The 16,703-nt window shown below is 69.8% G+C and carries 16 protein-coding genes and 1 pseudogene; 8 read left to right on the top strand and 9 right to left on the bottom strand.

Annotation, left to right across the window (positions count from 1 at the left end; genetic code table 11):
• The first annotated feature begins 18 nt into the window (after window positions 1–18).
• On the top strand, window positions 19–1,293 hold the full coding sequence (oxlT, locus tag ASG60_RS06555) for an oxalate/formate MFS antiporter (protein WP_056384587.1): 1,275 nt from the start codon (window positions 19–21) through the stop codon (window positions 1,291–1,293).
• An 84-nt stretch (window positions 1,294–1,377) separates the two neighbouring features.
• Here the strand turns inward: oxlT and ASG60_RS23725 are convergent, their stop codons facing one another.
• The 6 genes from ASG60_RS23725 to dusB form a co-directional block, all read right to left on the bottom strand.
• Window positions 1,378–1,506 (bottom strand): hypothetical protein, encoded by a 129-nt coding sequence (locus ASG60_RS23725; RefSeq protein WP_277996228.1) that lies wholly within the window; start codon window positions 1,504–1,506, stop codon window positions 1,378–1,380.
• The gene (locus ASG60_RS06550) at window positions 1,500–1,757 is read right to left on the bottom strand and encodes a hypothetical protein (RefSeq protein WP_056174601.1); all 258 of its coding nucleotides are present in this window, start codon (window positions 1,755–1,757) and stop codon (window positions 1,500–1,502) included. Before ASG60_RS06550 ends, ASG60_RS23725 begins: the two co-directional genes overlap by 7 nt.
• A gap of 145 nt (window positions 1,758–1,902) precedes the next feature.
• The gene (locus ASG60_RS06545; protein WP_082531643.1) at window positions 1,903–3,249 is read right to left on the bottom strand and encodes an adenylate/guanylate cyclase domain-containing protein; all 1,347 of its coding nucleotides are present in this window, start codon (window positions 3,247–3,249) and stop codon (window positions 1,903–1,905) included.
• A 197-nt stretch (window positions 3,250–3,446) separates the two neighbouring features.
• Window positions 3,447–4,907 carry a nitrogen regulation protein NR(I) gene (gene ntrC / locus ASG60_RS06540; protein WP_056384585.1) on the bottom strand — a complete coding sequence of 487 codons (1,461 nt, stop codon included), beginning with the start codon at window positions 4,905–4,907 and terminating at the stop codon, window positions 3,447–3,449.
• A gap of 9 nt (window positions 4,908–4,916) precedes the next feature.
• On the bottom strand, window positions 4,917–6,056 hold the full coding sequence (locus ASG60_RS06535) for an ATP-binding protein (protein WP_056268354.1): 1,140 nt from the start codon (window positions 6,054–6,056) through the stop codon (window positions 4,917–4,919).
• Entirely contained in the window at window positions 6,053–7,129 is a 1,077-nt protein-coding gene (dusB, locus tag ASG60_RS06530) for a tRNA dihydrouridine synthase DusB (protein WP_056384584.1), read from the bottom strand. Before dusB ends, ASG60_RS06535 begins: the two co-directional genes overlap by 4 nt.
• A gap of 142 nt (window positions 7,130–7,271) precedes the next feature.
• Between dusB and ASG60_RS23355 the strand changes: the two are divergent.
• From ASG60_RS23355 to ASG60_RS06505, 4 genes and pseudogenes are all read left to right on the top strand, one after another.
• A pseudogene (locus ASG60_RS23355) lies at window positions 7,272–8,595 on the top strand (bifunctional 2-C-methyl-D-erythritol 4-phosphate cytidylyltransferase/2-C-methyl-D-erythritol 2,4-cyclodiphosphate synthase).
• Entirely contained in the window at window positions 8,592–9,101 is a 510-nt protein-coding gene (locus tag ASG60_RS06515; RefSeq protein ID WP_056384580.1) for a CinA family protein, read from the top strand. The pseudogene ASG60_RS23355 and the gene ASG60_RS06515 overlap by 4 nt, the downstream one beginning before the upstream one ends.
• A gap of 98 nt (window positions 9,102–9,199) precedes the next feature.
• On the top strand, window positions 9,200–9,643 hold the full coding sequence (locus tag ASG60_RS06510; protein ID WP_056384578.1) for a hypothetical protein: 444 nt from the start codon (window positions 9,200–9,202) through the stop codon (window positions 9,641–9,643).
• Window positions 9,644–9,966: 323 nt separating this feature from the next.
• A complete protein-coding gene (locus ASG60_RS06505) occupies window positions 9,967–11,745 on the top strand; it encodes an ABC transporter ATP-binding protein (protein WP_056360098.1) in 1,779 nt (592 codons plus the stop codon).
• Window positions 11,746–11,799: 54 nt separating this feature from the next.
• Here the strand turns inward: ASG60_RS06505 and ASG60_RS06500 are convergent, their stop codons facing one another.
• From ASG60_RS06500 to ASG60_RS06490, 3 genes are all read right to left on the bottom strand, one after another.
• Entirely contained in the window at window positions 11,800–12,075 is a 276-nt protein-coding gene (locus ASG60_RS06500) for a hypothetical protein (RefSeq protein ID WP_156398822.1), read from the bottom strand.
• Between the two features lie 164 nt (window positions 12,076–12,239).
• The gene (locus ASG60_RS06495) at window positions 12,240–12,728 is read right to left on the bottom strand and encodes a response regulator (protein WP_244476591.1); all 489 of its coding nucleotides are present in this window, start codon (window positions 12,726–12,728) and stop codon (window positions 12,240–12,242) included.
• Window positions 12,710–13,840 (bottom strand): HWE histidine kinase domain-containing protein, encoded by a 1,131-nt coding sequence (locus ASG60_RS06490; RefSeq protein WP_056303346.1) that lies wholly within the window; start codon window positions 13,838–13,840, stop codon window positions 12,710–12,712. The genes ASG60_RS06495 and ASG60_RS06490 overlap by 19 nt, the downstream gene beginning before the upstream one ends.
• A 182-nt stretch (window positions 13,841–14,022) precedes the next feature.
• On the opposite strand from ASG60_RS06490, the gene ASG60_RS06485 reads away from it, so the two are divergent.
• The 3 genes from ASG60_RS06485 (at window position 14,023) to ASG60_RS06480 (ending at window position 16,657) form a co-directional block, all read left to right on the top strand.
• Window positions 14,023–14,439, top strand: coding sequence for a hypothetical protein (locus ASG60_RS06485; RefSeq protein ID WP_056384576.1), 417 nt, complete (start codon window positions 14,023–14,025; stop codon window positions 14,437–14,439).
• Window positions 14,440–14,944: 505 nt separating this feature from the next.
• Complete coding sequence (locus ASG60_RS22555; protein WP_156398821.1) at window positions 14,945–15,157, top strand: hypothetical protein; 213 nt, start codon at window positions 14,945–14,947, stop codon at window positions 15,155–15,157.
• A 546-nt stretch (window positions 15,158–15,703) separates the two neighbouring features.
• Complete coding sequence (locus tag ASG60_RS06480) at window positions 15,704–16,657, top strand: hypothetical protein (protein WP_244472888.1); 954 nt, start codon at window positions 15,704–15,706, stop codon at window positions 16,655–16,657.
• The last annotated feature ends 46 nt before the right edge of the window (window positions 16,658–16,703 follow it).

The following is a 16,703-nucleotide window of genomic DNA, read 5'->3' as shown; positions in this document are numbered from 1 at the left end:
CCGCCTCAGGAGTGAATTATGGATACGATCGTCTCCCGCCAGCGCTGGCTGCAACTCGGCCTCGGCCTCGTCGCCATGATGGCGATCTCCAGTCCCCAGTATGTCTGGACCCTCTTCACCAAGCCGCTGATGGCGACCACCGGCGCGACGCTGGCCGCCATCCAGGTCACCTTCACCATCGTCATCGTCCTGCAGACGTTCTTCTCGCCCGTGCAGGGCTACCTCATCGAGCGGTTCAGCCCGAAGGTGATGATCGCGCTCGGCGCCGCGCTCTCGGGCCTCGGCTGGGTGCTCGCCGCCCGGATCGACAGCCTGTGGGGCCTCTACGCCACCTACGGCCTGTTCTGCGGTCTCGGCACCGGCATCGTCTATGTCGGCATCGTCGGCCTGATGGTGAAATGGTTTCCCGACCGGCGGGGCTTCGCCGTCGGCGTGGTTGCGGCCGGCTACGGCATGGGCGCCCTGCTCACCACCTTCCCCATCACCAACATGATGGCGGCCTCGGGCTACCGCGAGACCCTGACCACCTTCGGCATCGTGCTCGGCATCGTCGGCGTGCTGGCGGCCCTCGGCCTGCGCGCCCCGCGCCCCGGCGAGGCCCTGCCGGCGCCGGCACGCAACCTCTCGACCTGCACCCACGACACGGCGCCGAAGGAGATGCTGCGCACGCCGCTGTTCTGGTTGATGTTCGTGATGATGACGATGATGTCCACGGGCGGCCTGATGGTGGTGGCGCAGTTCGCCTCCTTCGCCCGCGACTTCGGGGTCGCCGACGCCATCGTGTTCGGCTTTGCCGCCCTGCCCTTCGCCCTGACGTTCGACCGGATCACCAACGGCCTCACCCGCCCGTTCTTCGGCTGGGTCTCGGACCGGATCGGCCGGGAGAAGACCATGGCCATCGCGTTCGCGGCCGAGGCCGTCGCCATCGCGCTGATGCTGGTGTTCCGCGAGAACGCCTACGCGTTCGCCCTGCTGTCGGGCGTCGTGTTCTTCGCCTGGGGCGAGATCTTCTCCCTGTTCCCGTCGCTCCTCACCGACACCTTCGGCACCAAGCACGCCACCACGAATTACGGCTTCCTGTACATGGCGCAGGGCGTGGGCTCGCTGTTGGGCGGCCCCGTCGCGGCGATGATCTACGCCGCGCAAGGGTCGTGGATCCCGGTGTTCGGCATCGCTATCGGCCTCGACCTCCTCACCGCCGCCCTCGCCTGGTTCGTCCTGCGTCCCATGCGGCGCGAGTGGCTCGGGCTCGGCGGCGCGCCCGTGGCCGTAGGCAAGCCCGCCCTGGCGTGAGCCCGCGGGCAGTCGCGGAACGAGAACGAAAGACGGCGGGGCCCCGAGCCCCGCCGTTCTTCGTTTCACATCGCCCCGGGGCGTCTACAGGCCGAGCAGGGCCTGGGATGCGCCGATGAGGGTGAAGACCAGGCCGCCCACGAAGGCGACCGCCATGGCGTAGGAGAACCCGTTCCAGATCAGCGAGACCGCCTTGAGGGACCGGTTCAGCAACGGTTGCCACCCGCGGTCTGGCCGTACTGCTTGACCGGGAAGTTCTGCTGGTTGGCGTTGCCCTCGGCGGCGGAGCTCACCGGGCAATTCGCGGGCGAGCGGGATTGCGGGTTGCCGTAGAGCGTGCCGGTCGTCTCGGTGTCGTTGGCGAACCCGGTGTAGCGGGCCGGGCGATCGAAGGCCATCGCGGACGAGATCGAAGCAACACCAAGGACCAGGGCGGCGGTGGCGGCGGCGATACGGGTCATCATAATGGTCTACTAGCTCCTGATCAGTACAGTCCGGCGGTCCGGTCTGTTTCCGTTGCGTCTGATACTGATATAGGGTGCCTTTGCCGGATACGACGTGTCGCGACGCACGCGGCATCGCGGATTAAGCTTAGGCGCTTCTCTCGCGTCACGCGGCCGGATTCAGTGCGGTTTCTGCCGGCGCGTCGGCCCACGCCACCGCGTAGAGCGCCAGGTCGCGGGTGTCGCGGCACTCCGAGGGCGGCATGGCCGAAAGGGTCAGGCCCGAGCGGATCGCCGGGCCGAGGAGGCGCAGGAAGGCGTCCGACGCGGTTAGGGTCAGGTCCGCCGCCTTGGCCCGCGCTTCGATCCGCGCGAGGGTGTTCATCGCCTGGCCGAGCACAGTGAACTCGGCCCGGTGGCCGTCGTCGAACACCCCGACGAGCACCTCGCCGCAATGGAGCGCCATGGTGATGCGCAGGGTCGGCCGCCCTTCGCGGGCCCGCTCGGCGTTGAGGGCCGCGAGGCGCGCGACGATGGCGTGCCCGCAGGCCAGCGCCGCATGGGCCTGGGCCTGCGGGCGCCCGACGACGAACTGCGCCAGGATTCCGTCGCCCACGTACTTGTCGACGATGCCGCCGTGCTCCGTCACCGCCACGTGGGTCAGGGCGCGGACATCCAGGAGGGCGCGCACCACCTCCTCCTGCGCATGCTCGCGGGTGAAGGCCGAGAAGCCGCGCAGGTCGAGGGCGAACAGGCAGGCATGGCGCGAGCGCACGGCTTCGAGGCACGCGCTCGCGAGTTCGCCGACCACCCGGGTGGGGACGAACCGCGCCAGGGTGGTGCGCTCGCGCTCCATCCGCAGGGCGGTGGTCACGGCCGAGCGCAGGCGCCGCACCCCGTCGATCACCACGAGGCTCGCGGCCATGAAGGTGAGCAGGCCCGGTACCTCCTCGTCGAGGGTGACGTGCGGGCCGAGCAGGGCGCTCTCGGGGTACGCGAAGGCGAACAGGATGGTGCTGCCCCAGGCGAGGCTGACGAGTCCCGCGAACACCGCCGTGTGCAGGACCCGCATGCTCAAGCCCGTCTGGAGCAGGAGCAGGAAGGCGGGGAGCCGGCTCACCGCCGTTGCGGTCTCCTCGGTTTCCACCGCGCCGACGAGCATGTGCTCGACCACGAGGAACAGGGCGACGCCGGCATTGAGGAGCGTCGCCGTCCAGGCGAGCCATTCCATGTCGGCCGCCTTGTCCGAATCAGTGCCGCCGTATTCCCGGCGGCGGCCGCGATGGGCCTCGCGCCAATCGGCGAGGCCGAGGCAGACGGAGCAGACGGCGTAGACGACGAGCACGATCCAATGGTTGGCGGTGTGGCTCGATCCGTCGAAGCCCTTGGCGGTGGCCAGCAGCACCAGCACGATCACGAGGTGCAGCACGACGGAGCGTCGCCCCGAAGCGGTCTGGATGAGGCGCATGACGGTGGGGTCGCCGTGGGGCGGGCGGCGTGTGAACGGGGGCATGAGACTCCGGCGGGAGGGATTCGGGCTGGCCGGTCTTAGGCCACAGGGCGCGGACCCGGCCAACGCCGCATGACGACGCGAGCGATACCGTGGGCGCATGCGTCGTGAACGCATGCGGATGCCCCGATCATCCGCCGCGCGGCCCTCCCTCACGCCATCGTCAAGTCCCGGTCCCCCGTCCCCCCCCCGCGCCGGCGTCACCGGGCGTTGCGGAACACCTGCAGGTCGAGGTCGCGCACCTTCTTGCGCAGGGTGTTGCGGTTGACCCCGAGCAGCTCCGCCGCGCGGATCTGGTTGCCGCGCGTGGCCGCCAGCGCCGCGCCGATGAGCGGGCCTTCGATCTCGCGCAGGATGCGGTGATAGAGGCCCGGCGGCGGCAGGGTATCGCGATAATTGCCGAAATACTCGGCCAGGTGCCGCTCCACGGCACCCGACAGGGTCTCGCCCTCCCCGGCGGCCTTGCGGGCCGTGCCGTTGGCGGGCGCGCTCTGGGCGAGCGGCAGGGTGTCGAGCTCCGCCTCGATCACCGGCCCGGTGATGGTCTCCTGCGGGTAGAGGGCGGCGAGGCGCCGGACGAGGTTTTCCAGTTCGCGGACGTTGCCGGGCCAGCGGTAGCGCTTCAATCGCTCCATGGCCTCGCCGTCGAGCTGCTTGCGGCTCAGGCCCTCGCGCTCCACCATGACGAAGAAGTGCCGGATGAGGTCGGGCACGTCCTCCGAGCGCTCGCGCAGGGCCGGCAGGCGCAGCGGCACGACGTTGAGGCGGAAGAACAGGTCCTCGCGAAAGATGCCCTGCTGGATCGAGACCCGCAGGTCCTTGTTGGTGGCCGCGATGATGCGGACGTTGGTCTTGATCGGCACCCGGCCGCCGACGGTGGTGTACTCGCCCTGCTGCAGCACGCGCAGCAGCCGGGTCTGGGCCTCCATCGGCATGTCGCCGATCTCGTCGAGGAACAGGGTGCCGCTCTCGGCCTGCTCGAACCGGCCGGCCGAGCGCGACAGCGCCCCCGTGAAGGCGCCCTTCTCGTGCCCGAACAGCTCGGACTCGATGAGGTCGCGCGGGATCGCCGCCATGTTGACGGGCACGAACGGGCCCGTGCGGCGGCGGCCGTAATCGTGCAGGGCGCGGGCGACCAGCTCCTTGCCGGTGCCGGACTCGCCCGTGATCATCACCGTGAGATCGGTCGGCATCAGGCGGGCCAGCGCCCGGTAGATCTCCTGCATGGCGGGCGAGCGCCCGACCAGGGGAATATCCTCGTTGCCGGGGTCGGCGCCGGGGGCCGGCGTGCCGCGCGGCCGCGACAGGGCGCGCCCCACGATGGCGATGAGCTCCTTCAGGTCGAAGGGTTTGGGCAGGTATTCGTAGGCCCCGCGCTCCGAGGCACGGATCGCCGTCATGAAGGTGTTCTGCGCGCTCATGACGATGATCGGCAGCTCCGGCCGCACCCGCTTGATGCGGGGCAGCAGGTCGAACACGTTCTCGTCGGGCATCACCACGTCGGTGATGACGAGGTCGCCCTCCCCTTCGGCGACCCAGCGCCAGAGGGTGGCGCAATTGCCGGTGGTGCGGACCTCGTAGCCGGCCCGCGACAGTGCCTGGTTCAGGACGGTGCGGATGGCGGCGTCGTCGTCCGCGACGATGATGTGGCCGTTGGGCATGCAGCGACTCTACAGCTCCGCGCTCGACTCGCGCCCGTCACGGGCGCTCGACATGGGAAGGAGAAGGCGGAAGGTGGTGCGGCGCGGCGCGGGATCGCATTCGACGATGCCGCCGTGGTCGCCGACGATCTTGGCCACCAAAGCAAGTCCCAGGCCGGACCCCTGCGCCTTCGTGGTCACGAACGGGTCGAACAGGTCCGGCAGCAGATCGGCGGTGACGCCGGGTCCGTTGTCGCGCACCGCCACCTCGATGGGCAGGCTGACGCGTTCGCGCGAGCCGGGGATCTGCAGGCGCAGGCCCGTGCGGAAGGCCGTCGACAGGGTGATCTCGCCGTCCACCGTGTCGGCGCCAATGGCCTCGGCAGCGTTCTTCACGAGGTTGAGGATCACCTGGATCAGCTGGTCGCGGTTGCCGAGCACCGGCGGCAGCGACGGATCGTAGGTCTCGACGAAGCGGATGTGGCGGGCGAAGCCCGACTGGGCCGAGCGCTTCACCTGATCGAGCACGCCGTGGACGTTGACGGAGACGCGCTCCACCGGGCGCTCGTCGCCGAACAGCTCCATGCGCTCGACGATGCGGACGATCCGGTCGGACTCGTCGCAGATGAGTCGGGTGAGGAGGCGGTCCTCGTCGTCGGCCGATTGCTCGAGGAGCTGGGCGGCGCCACGAATGCCGGCCAGCGGGTTCTTGATCTCGTGGGCCAGCATGGCGCCGAGCGCCACCATGGAGCGGGCCGCCCCCCGGTGGGTGAGCTGGCGGTTCATCTTGTCGGCGATGGTGCGCTCCTGCAGCATGAGCACCACGGCCTCGCCGTCGTCGCCCAGCGGCGTCGCGAACACGTCGACGCTGCGCTCCTGCCCCGAGCGCGGATGCACGAGTTCGACCCCGTACTCGCTGACGCTGGCCCGGCGGCGGCGGACCTCTGTGACGAGGGCCGAGATGGGCGAGGCGAACGGGATGATGTCGGCGAGACGCCGGCGCTGCATCAGCCGGGCGGAATGGTCGAAGAACGATTCGCCGGCGTGGTTCACGTGGAGGATGCGGTCGTCGACCCCGATGGTGAGCACCGGCAGCGGCAGGGCGTTGATCACCGCTTCGCTGGTGGGGGCCGCGACGGTCGGGCCGCGGGACTCGTCAGGGCCCGTCATGCCGCCTTCTCCATCGCCGCGTCCGTCTTCGCCCCGCCGCGGGCTTCCCCGTCGAACGCCGAAGCCAGCAGGGCGATCACCACGGCGGGGTCGGTGGTGGTGAGGAGCCGCGTGCGCCCGTCCGCCGACAGGCCGCCGCCGGCCTCGGCATAGGCGGCGAGGTGCTTGCGGGCATGGCGCACGCCCATGCGGACGCCGTAGAGGGCGAGGATCCCCTCGTAATGGGCGATGGCGAAGGCGGCCTTGCGGGCGTTCGTCAGGGTCGGGCCCGCCCGGCCCGCGAGCCCGGCCGCGATCTCGCCGACGAGCCAGGGCCGGCCCACGGCGGCGCGCCCGATCATCACCCCGGCCGCACCCGAGCGGGCGAGGCAGGTCCGGGCCGCGTCGAGGGTGGTGATGTCGCCGTTGGCGATGACCGGGATCGACACCGCCTCGACGACGCTGCGGATGGCGTCCCAATCGGCATCGCCCTTGTAGAATTGCTGGCGGGTGCGGCCGTGGACTGTGACGGCGTTGAGCCCGAGCCCCTCGGCGCGCCGGGCGAGGCCGGCGGCGTTGAGGCTGGCATGATCCCAGCCGAGGCGCATCTTCACCGTGACCGGAATCGACACGGCGGCGCGCACGGCGGCGAGGATGCGTGTGGCCCCGTCGAGGTCGCGCATGAGGGCAGAGCCGGAGGCGCCGCCGGTCACGACCTTGGCCGGGCAGCCCATGTTGATGTCGATCGCGTCGGCGCCGTTCTCTTCGGCGATCCGCGCGGCCAAACCCATGGGCTCGGGCGCGCAGCCGGCGAGCTGGACGACGTGGGGCTCGATGCCCCCGCCCTCGGCCCGCAGGGTGGCCTCGACGCTGCCGCGCGCGAACTCGGCCGCCGCTACCATCTCGGAGACCACGGCGCTGGCACCGCAGGCCCGGGCGATCCGGCGCATGTGCACGTCGGTGACGCCCGAGAGCGGCGCCAGCAGGACGGGCACCGGCCGGCCGGAACCGCCCGGCGCCGGGATGGACCCGGGGACGGCGGACGACGGGGAAGAGGGCGAGCGCAGAACGCTCAAATAATCATCATGGATCATTGTGCTCAAGGAATAGTCAAAACCGCGGCGGGCGCAAGCGCTCCCGGCGATTTGATTTCACGCCATGCCCCGCTTAAACGCTGGGCTCGTTCAAGCCCTTACAATCCGCAAGGCCTTGCAACGCGATGGTGGGAGCGTTTTCATGGCCGGCACCGCGTTCGAGGCGGCGGCAGTGGTGGTCGCGGCCGGCCGCGGCATCCGCATCGGCGGCGATGTGCCCAAGCAGTATCGCCGGGTCGGCGGCCAGGCGGTGTTGACCCGGACCCTGGCGGCGCTTGCCGCGCACGAGTCCATCACCTGCATCCAGCCCGTCATCGCGGTCGACGCGGAGGCGTTCTATCACGAGTGCGTCGCCGATCTCGACCCGGCCCACCGCGAGAAACTCCGGGCGCCGGTACCGGGCGGGGCCACGCGCCAGCTCTCCGTCCGCGCCGGGCTCGAAGCCTTGGCGACGGGGGCGACGCCGGATCTCGTCCTCGTGCACGACGCCGCCCGCCCGCATGTCGACACCGCCCTCATCGACCGCGCCCTGGCGGCCGGGCGCGCCTACGGCGCCGCCGTGCCGGGCCTTGCCGTCACCGACACCATCAAGCGCGTCGAGACCATCGCGCCCGGGATCGGCCGTGTGGTCGAGACGCCGGCCCGCGAAACCCTGCGCGCCGTGCAGACGCCCCAGGCCTTCGCCTTCCGCCTGCTGCTGGATGCGCATCGCGCCGCGCGCGCGGAGAACCTAGACGGCTTCACCGACGACGGGGCGCTCGCCGAATGGGCCGGTCTCCCCGTGGTGGTGTTCGAGGGCGACCCGCGCAACCGCAAGATCACCCAGCCTTCCGACCTCATCGACGCCGACCGCGACTTTTCCGGCCCCGTCTCCCTTTGAGGCGAGACGTGCGTCGGCCGCTTTCACGAAACCCGCTCAGCCTGGAGCCCGCATGACCACCTACCTCACCCGCCTCGGCACCGGCTTCGACGTCCATGCCTTCACGGAGGGCGACCACGTCTGGCTCGGCGGCATCAAGATCCCGGCCGACCGGGGCGTGCTCGCCCATTCGGACGGCGACGTGGCTCTCCACGCCCTCACCGACGCCCTGCTCGGCGCCATCGCGGACGGCGACATCGGCACTCACTTCCCGCCCTCCGACGAGCAGTGGCGCGGTGCCTCCTCGGACCGCTTCCTGGCGCATGCCTGCGATCTCGTCCGCGCGCGCGGCGGCAAGATCGATCACCTCGACATCACCGTGCTGGCCGAGGCCCCGCGCATCGGCGCCCACCGCGAAGCCATCCGCGCCCGCATCGCCGAGATCGCTAGCGTGCCGCTGACCTCCGTCTCCATCAAGGCGACGACCACGGAGAAGCTCGGCTTCGTCGGCCGGGCCGAGGGCCTCGCCGCCCAGGCCGCCGCCACCGTGCGCCTGCCGGAAATCGACCTCGACACCGCCTCCGAGACGTCCGAGCGTCGATCTTGATCGCAGACCCCGCCCTGCTCGCCCGCGCGGAGGCGCTGGTCGCCGCCTTCGCGGCGGCGGGGCGGAGAATCGCCACGGCGGAATCCTGCACCGGCGGCCTCGTCGCCGGACTGCTCACCGCCGTGCCGGGCTCCTCGGCGGTGCTGGAACGCGGCTTCGTCACCTATTCCAATGACGCCAAGTCCGAATCCCTCGGCGTGCCGACCGCGCTGATCGCCGCCCACGGCGCCGTCAGCCAAGCGACGGCCCGCGCCATGGCGGAGGGCGCCCTCGCCCATGCCCGCGCCGATGTGGCGGTGGCGATCACCGGCATCGCCGGCCCGGGCGGCGGCAGCGCGGACAAGCCCGTGGGACTGGTGCATTTCGGGCTGGCCCTCACGGGCGAACCGACGCGTCATCTGGAGCGGCGCTACGGCGATCTCGGCCGGGGCGAGATCCGGCGTCTGGCCGTGGGGGACGCGCTGGGGTTGCTCGAAGGGCTCGTCGGCCCGATGCCGGCGCCCTGACGGGTTGGCACCGAGCATCGTGTCCGCGACGACAGGGTTCCGAGGCGCGATCCAGGCAAGTACCCTCGCTGAGGCAGATACCCTCGCCGAGGTAGACCATGCCGATCATTCTCTCGTCCGCGACCCTGGATCGGATGCTCGCGGCGCCGGCCTACGAGGATCTCGTCTGGATCGCCGGCATTCTCGCCGGGTGCAGCCGCTACGATCCCGAGGCGCCGACCTACGGCTTGCCGGAGGTCGCGTTCGGTCTCGTCGAGCGTCTTACGTGGTTCGCCCAGGGCGTCCGCTCCGGCGTATGGACCTACTTCGAAGCCACGCCCCTTCCGTGTCAGAACGCGATGCTGGCGATCCTGAAGGCCGACGCGGCACACCCTGAATTCCGGCAGGCCTACGAGACCGGCATGCGCGACTGGCGCACACCGTCCGCCTTGACGGCCGTGGACGCGTGGATGGACGCGAACGACGATCGCAACACCCGCATCCTATGGGATCTCGTCGCGGCGAACCGGACGCTGCTCCAAGGTCTCGTCAATACCGCCTGAAGCCCTCGGTGGTGAGGGACGCACCCTGCCTCCATCCGCGTGTCGCCCCTTCGGATCGGCTTGCGAATCACCGCGCGCCATGCTCAACCCACCGCCCGATTGTTCCCGCGCCGACGAGGGAGGCCGCATGCGTATCGTAGCGATTCCCGTCCGTGCCGGCGCCAGCCGCTTCGGCTGCCAGATCTGACGTCAGCCGCGCGCCCGAGGGCGTCCCGCTTCCGTCCGTCGCTCCTTTTCCGATCCTTTTGTCCTTTTGTCCGCCGCCGGTTTTCCACGGTGCCGCGGCCTCCGGAACGACGCGCGATCCGCGTCGCGAGGTTCCCATGTCTGTTCGTAACCAGCGCGAAAGCGCCTATCGGGCGGTCCTCGCCTTCGTGTTCCGCCGATGGCGCGCGCGGCTCGGCCTCGTCGCCGGCCTCGTCGCGGCCATCACCTGTGCCACCCTCGCGGACGTGTTCCTGCCGCTCTACGCCGGTCGCCTCGTCGATGCCCTCGCGGGGGACGACCGCGACGCGGCGCTCGCGGCGGCGTTGCCGGCCTTCGCCGCCATGGCGGCCCTGGGTGCGGTCCATATCGGCCTGCGCCACGTCGCCTGGGCCCTCGTGGTGCCGCTCACCCTCGGCACCATGGCGGACGTGGCGCGGGCCGGCTTCCACCGGGTCCAGCGCCTGTCGACGGACTGGCACGCCAACAGCTTCTCCGGCTCGACGGTCCGCAAGATCTCGCGGGGGATGTGGGCCCTCGACGGGCTCAACGACACCCTGCTCCTCGCCCTGCTGCCCTCCGTGGTGGTGCTGCTCGGCACCATGGTGCTCCTCGGCTGGCACTGGCCCGCCATGGGGGCGGTCATCGGGCTCGGCACCCTGGCCTATGTCGGCACCGCCATCGGCCTCGCCACCAAGGTGATCGCCCCGGCAGCGCAACTCTCCAACGGCTGGGACACCCGGCTCGGCGGCACCCTGTCCGACGCCATCGGCAACAACGCCGTGGTGAAGGCCTTCGGCGCCGAGGGCCGAGAGGATGCGCGCCTCGCGCACATCCTGGGCAAGTGGCACAAGCGCACCCGCCGCACCTGGATGCGGGTGACCTGGAGCGTCACCGCGCAACTCGGCCTGCTGCTCGCCCTGCGCACCGCCATCGTGGGCGTCGCCCTGTGGCTGTGGTGGACGAAGGCCGCCACGCCCGGCGACGTCGCCTACGTGCTCACCACCTACTTCGTGGTGCACGGCTACCTCGGCGACATCGGCCAGCACATCAACCACCTCCAGCGGGCGGTGAACGAGATGGAGGAACTCGTCGCCCTCGATTCAGAGCCCTACGGCGTCGCCGACCGGCCCGGCGCGACGGGGCTCTCGGTGACGGGCGGGGCGCTGCGGTTCGAGGCGGTGACGTTCCACTATGCCGGGCACGCCGCGCCGCTCTACCGCGACCTCTCGGTGACGATTCCCCCCGGACAGCGGGTCGGTCTGGTGGGGCGCTCGGGATCGGGCAAGACCACTTTCGTCAAGTTGGTGCAGCGGCTCTACGACGTCACCGGCGGGCGGATCCGCATCGACGGCATCGACATCGCCGATGTCACCCAAGCCTCGTTGCGCGAGAATATTGCCATCGTGCCGCAGGAGCCGGTGCTGTTCCACCGGTCGCTTTCCGAGAACATCGCCTACGCGCGGCCGGGCGCTTCCGCCGAGGCCATCGAGCGGGCGGCGCGGCTCGCCAACGCGCACGACTTCATCGCCCGGTTGCCGAAGGGCTACGGCACCCTGGTCGGCGAGCGCGGCGTGAAGCTGTCGGGCGGCGAGCGCCAGCGGGTGGCGCTGGCCCGCGCCTTCCTGGCCGATGCGCCGATCCTCATCCTCGACGAGGCGACCTCGAGCCTCGATTCGGAATCGGAGGCCCTGATCCAGCAGGCGATGGAGCGGCTCATGCGCGGGCGCACCGCCATCGTCATCGCCCACCGGCTCTCCACGGTCCGGTCCCTCGACCGCATCCTGGTGTTCGACCGCGGCCGCATCGTCGAGGACGGCCCCCACGATGACCTGATCCATGAGCCGGAGGGCCGGTACCGCGCGCTGTTCGAGACCCAAGCGGCCGTGCGTGCATGAGGACGGTGCCTCACCTTACGGCGACGGGCGATGCCCCGGCCTGCGGATCGGCGGTCACTTGTCCGGGTGTTCGCAGCGATGGGCACGGCCCTCGGCCGAGACGTAGGCGATCCGGCCGCCCGTCGCCCGGCACTCGGCCGCCCGGGCGTCCATCACCCACTTGTCGGCCAAGGCGAGGCTGAGGGGCACCAGGGTCACGAGGCCGAGGAACACCGCCACCGCTGCGATGGCCCATCCGGTTCCGCGCGGCGGATCGGGAAAGGCCGGCCGCTCCGCCGGGGCGGGGAACAGGAAGGCGAGGGTCGTGAGCCCGAGGAGGGTGGCACTCATGGGGGCACTCATGCGTGGCACGCGCGGGACGTCGCCCTTCGGCGTCGCGTGCGGTCAGGCCCCGGACCATAGCGGTTCGCACGGATGTTGGCAGGCGACCATGGGAAGCAGCGGGCAGTCGAGCGGTCGGGCCCCCGGTGGCGATCGCCTCCGCCGGGGAGGGCTCAGGCCGGGCTGTCGGCCTGGAACCCCGTCCCTCCGCCGGACGGCGAGCGCAGGGAGGCCTGGCAGGTGCAGCCGGGCCGCATGCAGGGCTCGGACCCCTTCTGTGCCAGCTCGCCGCAAATCAGCAGACGATGCAGCAGGTGTTCCATCGGACCCTGCTGGTAGGGCTTCTGCAGGACCGGGACACTCTGGTAGGCCCGCTCCAGCCCCTGCGTGCCGTAGCCCGTGGCGAACAGGAACGGCAGGCTGCGCTCGAACAGTACGTCGGCGATGGGGTAGCTCCGGGCCTCGCCGAGGTTCACGTCGAGCACGGCGGCATCGAACGTCTCCGTGCGGGCGAGCGCCAGGGCCTTGTCGAGGCGCATGGCGAGAACGACCTCGCAGCCGAGGTCCATCAGCATGTCCTCGGCCAGCATGGCGACGAGGCTCTCATCCTCGACCAGAAGGACGCGGCGTCCATTCAGCACCGTCATGGGGCGGTCTGCCATGGGGCAGTCTGCCCGGTGATCACGTCCTGTCCCATCCACCCCAACGCGGTCAGGGGCACTTCGAGCCTGCACACCACCCCTGCGACACGATACTCGATCTCGGCCCGCCCATCGAATTCCAGGGGCAATTGGCGCTCGATCAGCCGCGAGCCGAAGCCCTTTCGGGTCGGGGCCGCGACTTCGGGGCCGCCCTGTTCCTCCCACAGCAGGTCGAGTCGTTGTCGGTCGTCCGCCATGGGTTCGAGGGACCAGGTGACGTGGACGCGGCCCTCGGGAACCGACAGCGCGCCGTACTTCGCCGCATTGGTCATCAGTTCGTGCAGGGCCATGGACAGGGTCACCGCCACCTTCGGATGAAGCCGGGCATCCGGCCCGTCCATCCGAAACCGGTCAACGTCGACCTCGGCGAGAAGATGGGGCGCCAGGGCGCGCGTGACCACGCTGCGCAGGCTGGCGCTCTCCCAATTGTCCGCCACGAGGACGTTGTGGGCCGTGGACAGGGCCGCCATCCGGGCGTCGAACACCGTGCGGGCGCCGACCTCGGCCTGGCCCCGGAACGTCTGCGCGGCGATGGACTGCACCGTTGCCAGGGTGTTCTTCACCCGGTGGTTGAGCTCGTTGAGGAGCAGGCGCTGGCGCTCGGCCGCCGCCTTCTCCTCGCTGATGTCGCGCACCTCGATGATGGTGCCGATGATGTTGGCCGAGTCGTCGCGGATCGGGCTGGCGGTGAAGCCGACGGGATAGAAATGCCCGTCGGCGTGGACGAACACCTCCTCGCCCCGCTCGTGGTTGTTCTGGGGGAACGCCCGGTCGATGGCGCATTCCGCGAGGGGGAACGGCCGGCCGTCCGGATAGGTGTGGTGCACGATGTCGTGGAGCGGGCAATCGCGCGCGAGCACCTCGGCCAGGGTGAAGCCGGTCAGCTGCTCGGCGGCGCGGTTCATGTAGACGCAGTGTTGGCGGTCATCCATGAGGAAGATCGACACCGAGGCGTTGTTGAGCACCGCATTCAGCCGGCGCTCCGTCTCGAACAACTGGTCGCCGCGCCGCAGGGTCGCGAGCGAAGCCGCAGCCAGGGCGGACGATTGCAGGGGCTGCCGGGATTGCGGCACGGCTGGATCCTTCCCACGGAACGGGTGCCAACGACGTGCACTGCCGGATGGTTCGCGTCAACGCTGCGCGTGTTCCGGGACCCGCGTCCCGCAGCTTCGCCATCCGGCGCCGCGGGCGGGACGGAACGGTCTCGCGTCTGGCGGGTTGTTGCATCAATCCTCACAACTCTGGGAACTCTCGCATGCGCAAGCTCGCACTCGCCTCGACGGCCGTCCTCGGTCTCGGCCTCCTCGCCGCCGCCCCCGCCGAAGCCCGCGGCTACGGTTACGGTGGTGGCTACGGTCACGGCGGTTACGGTCACGGCGGTTATGGCCGTGGATATGGCGGCGGCTACGGTCGCTACGGTGGCGGCTACGGCCGTGGTTACGGACGGCGCGGAATCGGAACCGGCGCGGCCGTGGGCCTCGGCATCGCCGGTCTCGCAGCAGGCGCCATTGCGGCGGGCGCCTACGGCGGCGGGTATGGCGGCGGCTACGGTTACCCGGCCTATGGCGGGTATTCCTACGGCGGCCCGCGCGCGGTCGGTTACGGCTACGCCCCCGCCTATGGCTACGCTCCGGCCTACGGCTACGGCGGCGGTGGCTATTACGGCTACTGAACGTCCGACAACATTCCATGAAAGGGGGGTCGCCGAAAGGCGGCCCTTTTTTCGTTACGGGTTGATGGGTTCGACCGGCCGAGGCAGTGCCGCGGGACGGCAACCTGCACGCAATGGTGTGGCGAGCGTCGTGCGATCCAGCGCGAACGTTTTCCTGTCGCCGTGCTCAGACGGCCGGGCTTCCTGAAACGCAAGCCGTCATGCCTAAAGGCGTCTGACGCAAGGGTACGAATACGTTCGCTTTACAACGCCTATCGAACCTGACGGCACTGAGACACGATCGTGTCTGGCCCACCCTGCACGGTGTTTGTCCACTCGATGACGACTATTTGTTTTTCTTTCAAGGCTGACGCCCGGAAGTATAGTCTTCACCAAAAGGCGTACGATGGCGCGCTGTGGGTATCCTGGCCTAAGTAGAAAATTCCTCTAAATGCGATGTTGTTTCGAGCATAAAAATGTGAGCATTTCGACGCGACGAATATTTCCTGTGGCAGGTGCCGAAAAAATGAACCAGGACAGCCGCGCTCATGCCTGGGGAATCAAAGCAAGTTTTTCGTTGGTTTGTCTTCTTATCGTTCTATCCGTTGCTTCGTTGGTCTCGGTTTTGATTTTTCTAGTCATCGAAGCCGCCGATCGTGTGATCGAAACGTATGTCCTGCCCATTCTCATCGAAGAAGATCAGGGATTTTTCGTCGACACGCACACGGATGCATCCTGACAGCTTTCCAGGCGTTCCACCGGATATTCGGAATTTGGCCTGGGTACTCGGTTGGGCACGCAAGGATATCCCGGTGACGATGAGGTAAACAGGTCTCGGCCAACGCCTCCCATGATCGCGCACGATCCCATCGTGGCCGGCGTTGCGCTGCGGACCCCGCCCATGCGGCATTCCCCCTGATCGTTCGCTGCTCCCCTCAAGCCACCTCCGCGAAGGCTGCACCGTCGGACCGCTCGTTGACGGTCCGACACGTCCGCGCGGTGTCCGAATTCAATGATCGCGGGTTTGAGCGCCGGGAGAGTTTGCCGCGATCGGCGATAGGGGCCGCCGCAAACCTTCGATAGGCAGGGTCTTTGTCCGATCGAACCGCTTCGCCAAGGGCCCGGACCGGTCCCGCGCTGCCTTCAGGTCCGGGGCGTCCCAGTTGGCTTGGCCGGGTGTGACGCCGCCATCGGCGCGACGCCCGCCCTAACCAAGCGTTAGCGACCGGTATTCTAAGGGAGGATCATCCAACGTGGCAGATCCTTTCGAAAAGGAAGCACGGCCATGACTTCGTCCTCCCCGGAATCGGAACCCGCGCCGGGTCCGGGCGCGGGTTCCGTACCGGTGGCGCCGCGTCCGGGAGCCCTGCGCTGCCGCCCCATCGAGGAAACCGATCTCGACACCGTGGTCGGTTTGCTCGCGGCCGGCTTTCCCGAACGGCCGCAGGCGTACTGGCGCGACGGCCTCGCCCGTCACGTCGCGCGGGGCGTGCCGGACGGGGTTCCGCGCTACGGGTATCTCCTCGATCACGACGGGGTGGCGGTCGGCGTGCTGCTGACGCTCTACACGCGCATCGCCGATGCCACCGGCTCCCACCTGCGCTGCAACCTGTCGAGCTGGTACGTCGATCCGAAGTTCCGCGCGGCGGCGACGCTCCTCGACGGGCGGGCGATGCAGGACAAGTCCGTGACCTATCTCAACATCTCCGCGTCCGTGCACACGCGTGCGATCCACGAGGCGCGCGGCTTCCGGGCCTTCGTGCGCGGGCAGCTGCTGGCGGTGCCCAGCCTGAGCCGCCCGCAGCGGGGGCAACGGGTGGAGCTCTTCTCCGAGGGCCATGCGGGAATCCTGTCGCCCCGGGAGCGCGGACTCGCACTGGACCATGCCGGCTACGGCTCCCTCGTCCTCGTGTGCCGCGACGCCACGACGGCGCGGGCCGTCGTCCTGCAGCCGCATCGAATCAAGGCCGTGCCACGCTGGTCCGCGAGCCCGACCCTGGCGTGTTATCAGATCGTCTTCGCACCCGAGCCGGATACGCTGGCGGCATGGCTCGGCGCGATCGGGCGGTATCTGTTGCTTCGGCACGGCGTCCTGTTCGTGATGCTCGATGCCAACGGGCCGCTGCCGGGCGTGGTCGGCCGCTACCTTCACGGGCGCGAACCCCGCTACGCCCGCGGGCCGCACCCCGTTCCGATCGGCGACCTGAGCTACACCGAGCGCGTGCTGTTCGGCGCGTGAGCGCGGCCCCCCGCCCCATCGGGCACGGTTCCAACCCCCAACCGCG

Source organism: Methylobacterium sp. Leaf469, assembly GCF_001424745.1.
Lineage (GTDB): Bacteria > Pseudomonadota > Alphaproteobacteria > Rhizobiales > Beijerinckiaceae > Methylobacterium.
Note: the sequence above shows the minus strand (reverse complement) of the source record. Positions and strands in the feature narration are given on the sequence as shown.

Coding starts and splice junctions, on each gene's coding strand:
- ASG60_RS06505 (WP_056360098.1), top strand. CDS start 9,967: ATGTCTGTTCGTAACCAGCGCGAAAGCGCCTATCGGGCGGTCCTCGCC.
- ASG60_RS06535 (WP_056268354.1), bottom strand. CDS start 6,056: ATGACGGGCCCTGACGAGTCCCGCGGCCCGACCGTCGCGGCCCCCACC.
- ASG60_RS06480 (WP_244472888.1), top strand. CDS start 15,704: ATGACTTCGTCCTCCCCGGAATCGGAACCCGCGCCGGGTCCGGGCGCG.
- ASG60_RS22555 (WP_156398821.1), top strand. CDS start 14,945: ATGAACCAGGACAGCCGCGCTCATGCCTGGGGAATCAAAGCAAGTTTT.
- ntrC (WP_056384585.1), bottom strand. CDS start 4,907: ATGCCCAACGGCCACATCATCGTCGCGGACGACGACGCCGCCATCCGC.
- ASG60_RS06500 (WP_156398822.1), bottom strand. CDS start 12,075: ATGAGTGCCACCCTCCTCGGGCTCACGACCCTCGCCTTCCTGTTCCCC.
- oxlT (WP_056384587.1), top strand. CDS start 19: ATGGATACGATCGTCTCCCGCCAGCGCTGGCTGCAACTCGGCCTCGGC.
- ASG60_RS06485 (WP_056384576.1), top strand. CDS start 14,023: ATGCGCAAGCTCGCACTCGCCTCGACGGCCGTCCTCGGTCTCGGCCTC.
- ASG60_RS06545 (WP_082531643.1), bottom strand. CDS start 3,249: ATGCCCCCGTTCACACGCCGCCCGCCCCACGGCGACCCCACCGTCATG.
- ASG60_RS06510 (WP_056384578.1), top strand. CDS start 9,200: ATGCCGATCATTCTCTCGTCCGCGACCCTGGATCGGATGCTCGCGGCG.
- ASG60_RS06550 (WP_056174601.1), bottom strand. CDS start 1,757: ATGATGACCCGTATCGCCGCCGCCACCGCCGCCCTGGTCCTTGGTGTT.
- dusB (WP_056384584.1), bottom strand. CDS start 7,129: ATGATCCATGATGATTATTTGAGCGTTCTGCGCTCGCCCTCTTCCCCG.
- ASG60_RS06495 (WP_244476591.1), bottom strand. CDS start 12,728: ATGGCAGACCGCCCCATGACGGTGCTGAATGGACGCCGCGTCCTTCTG.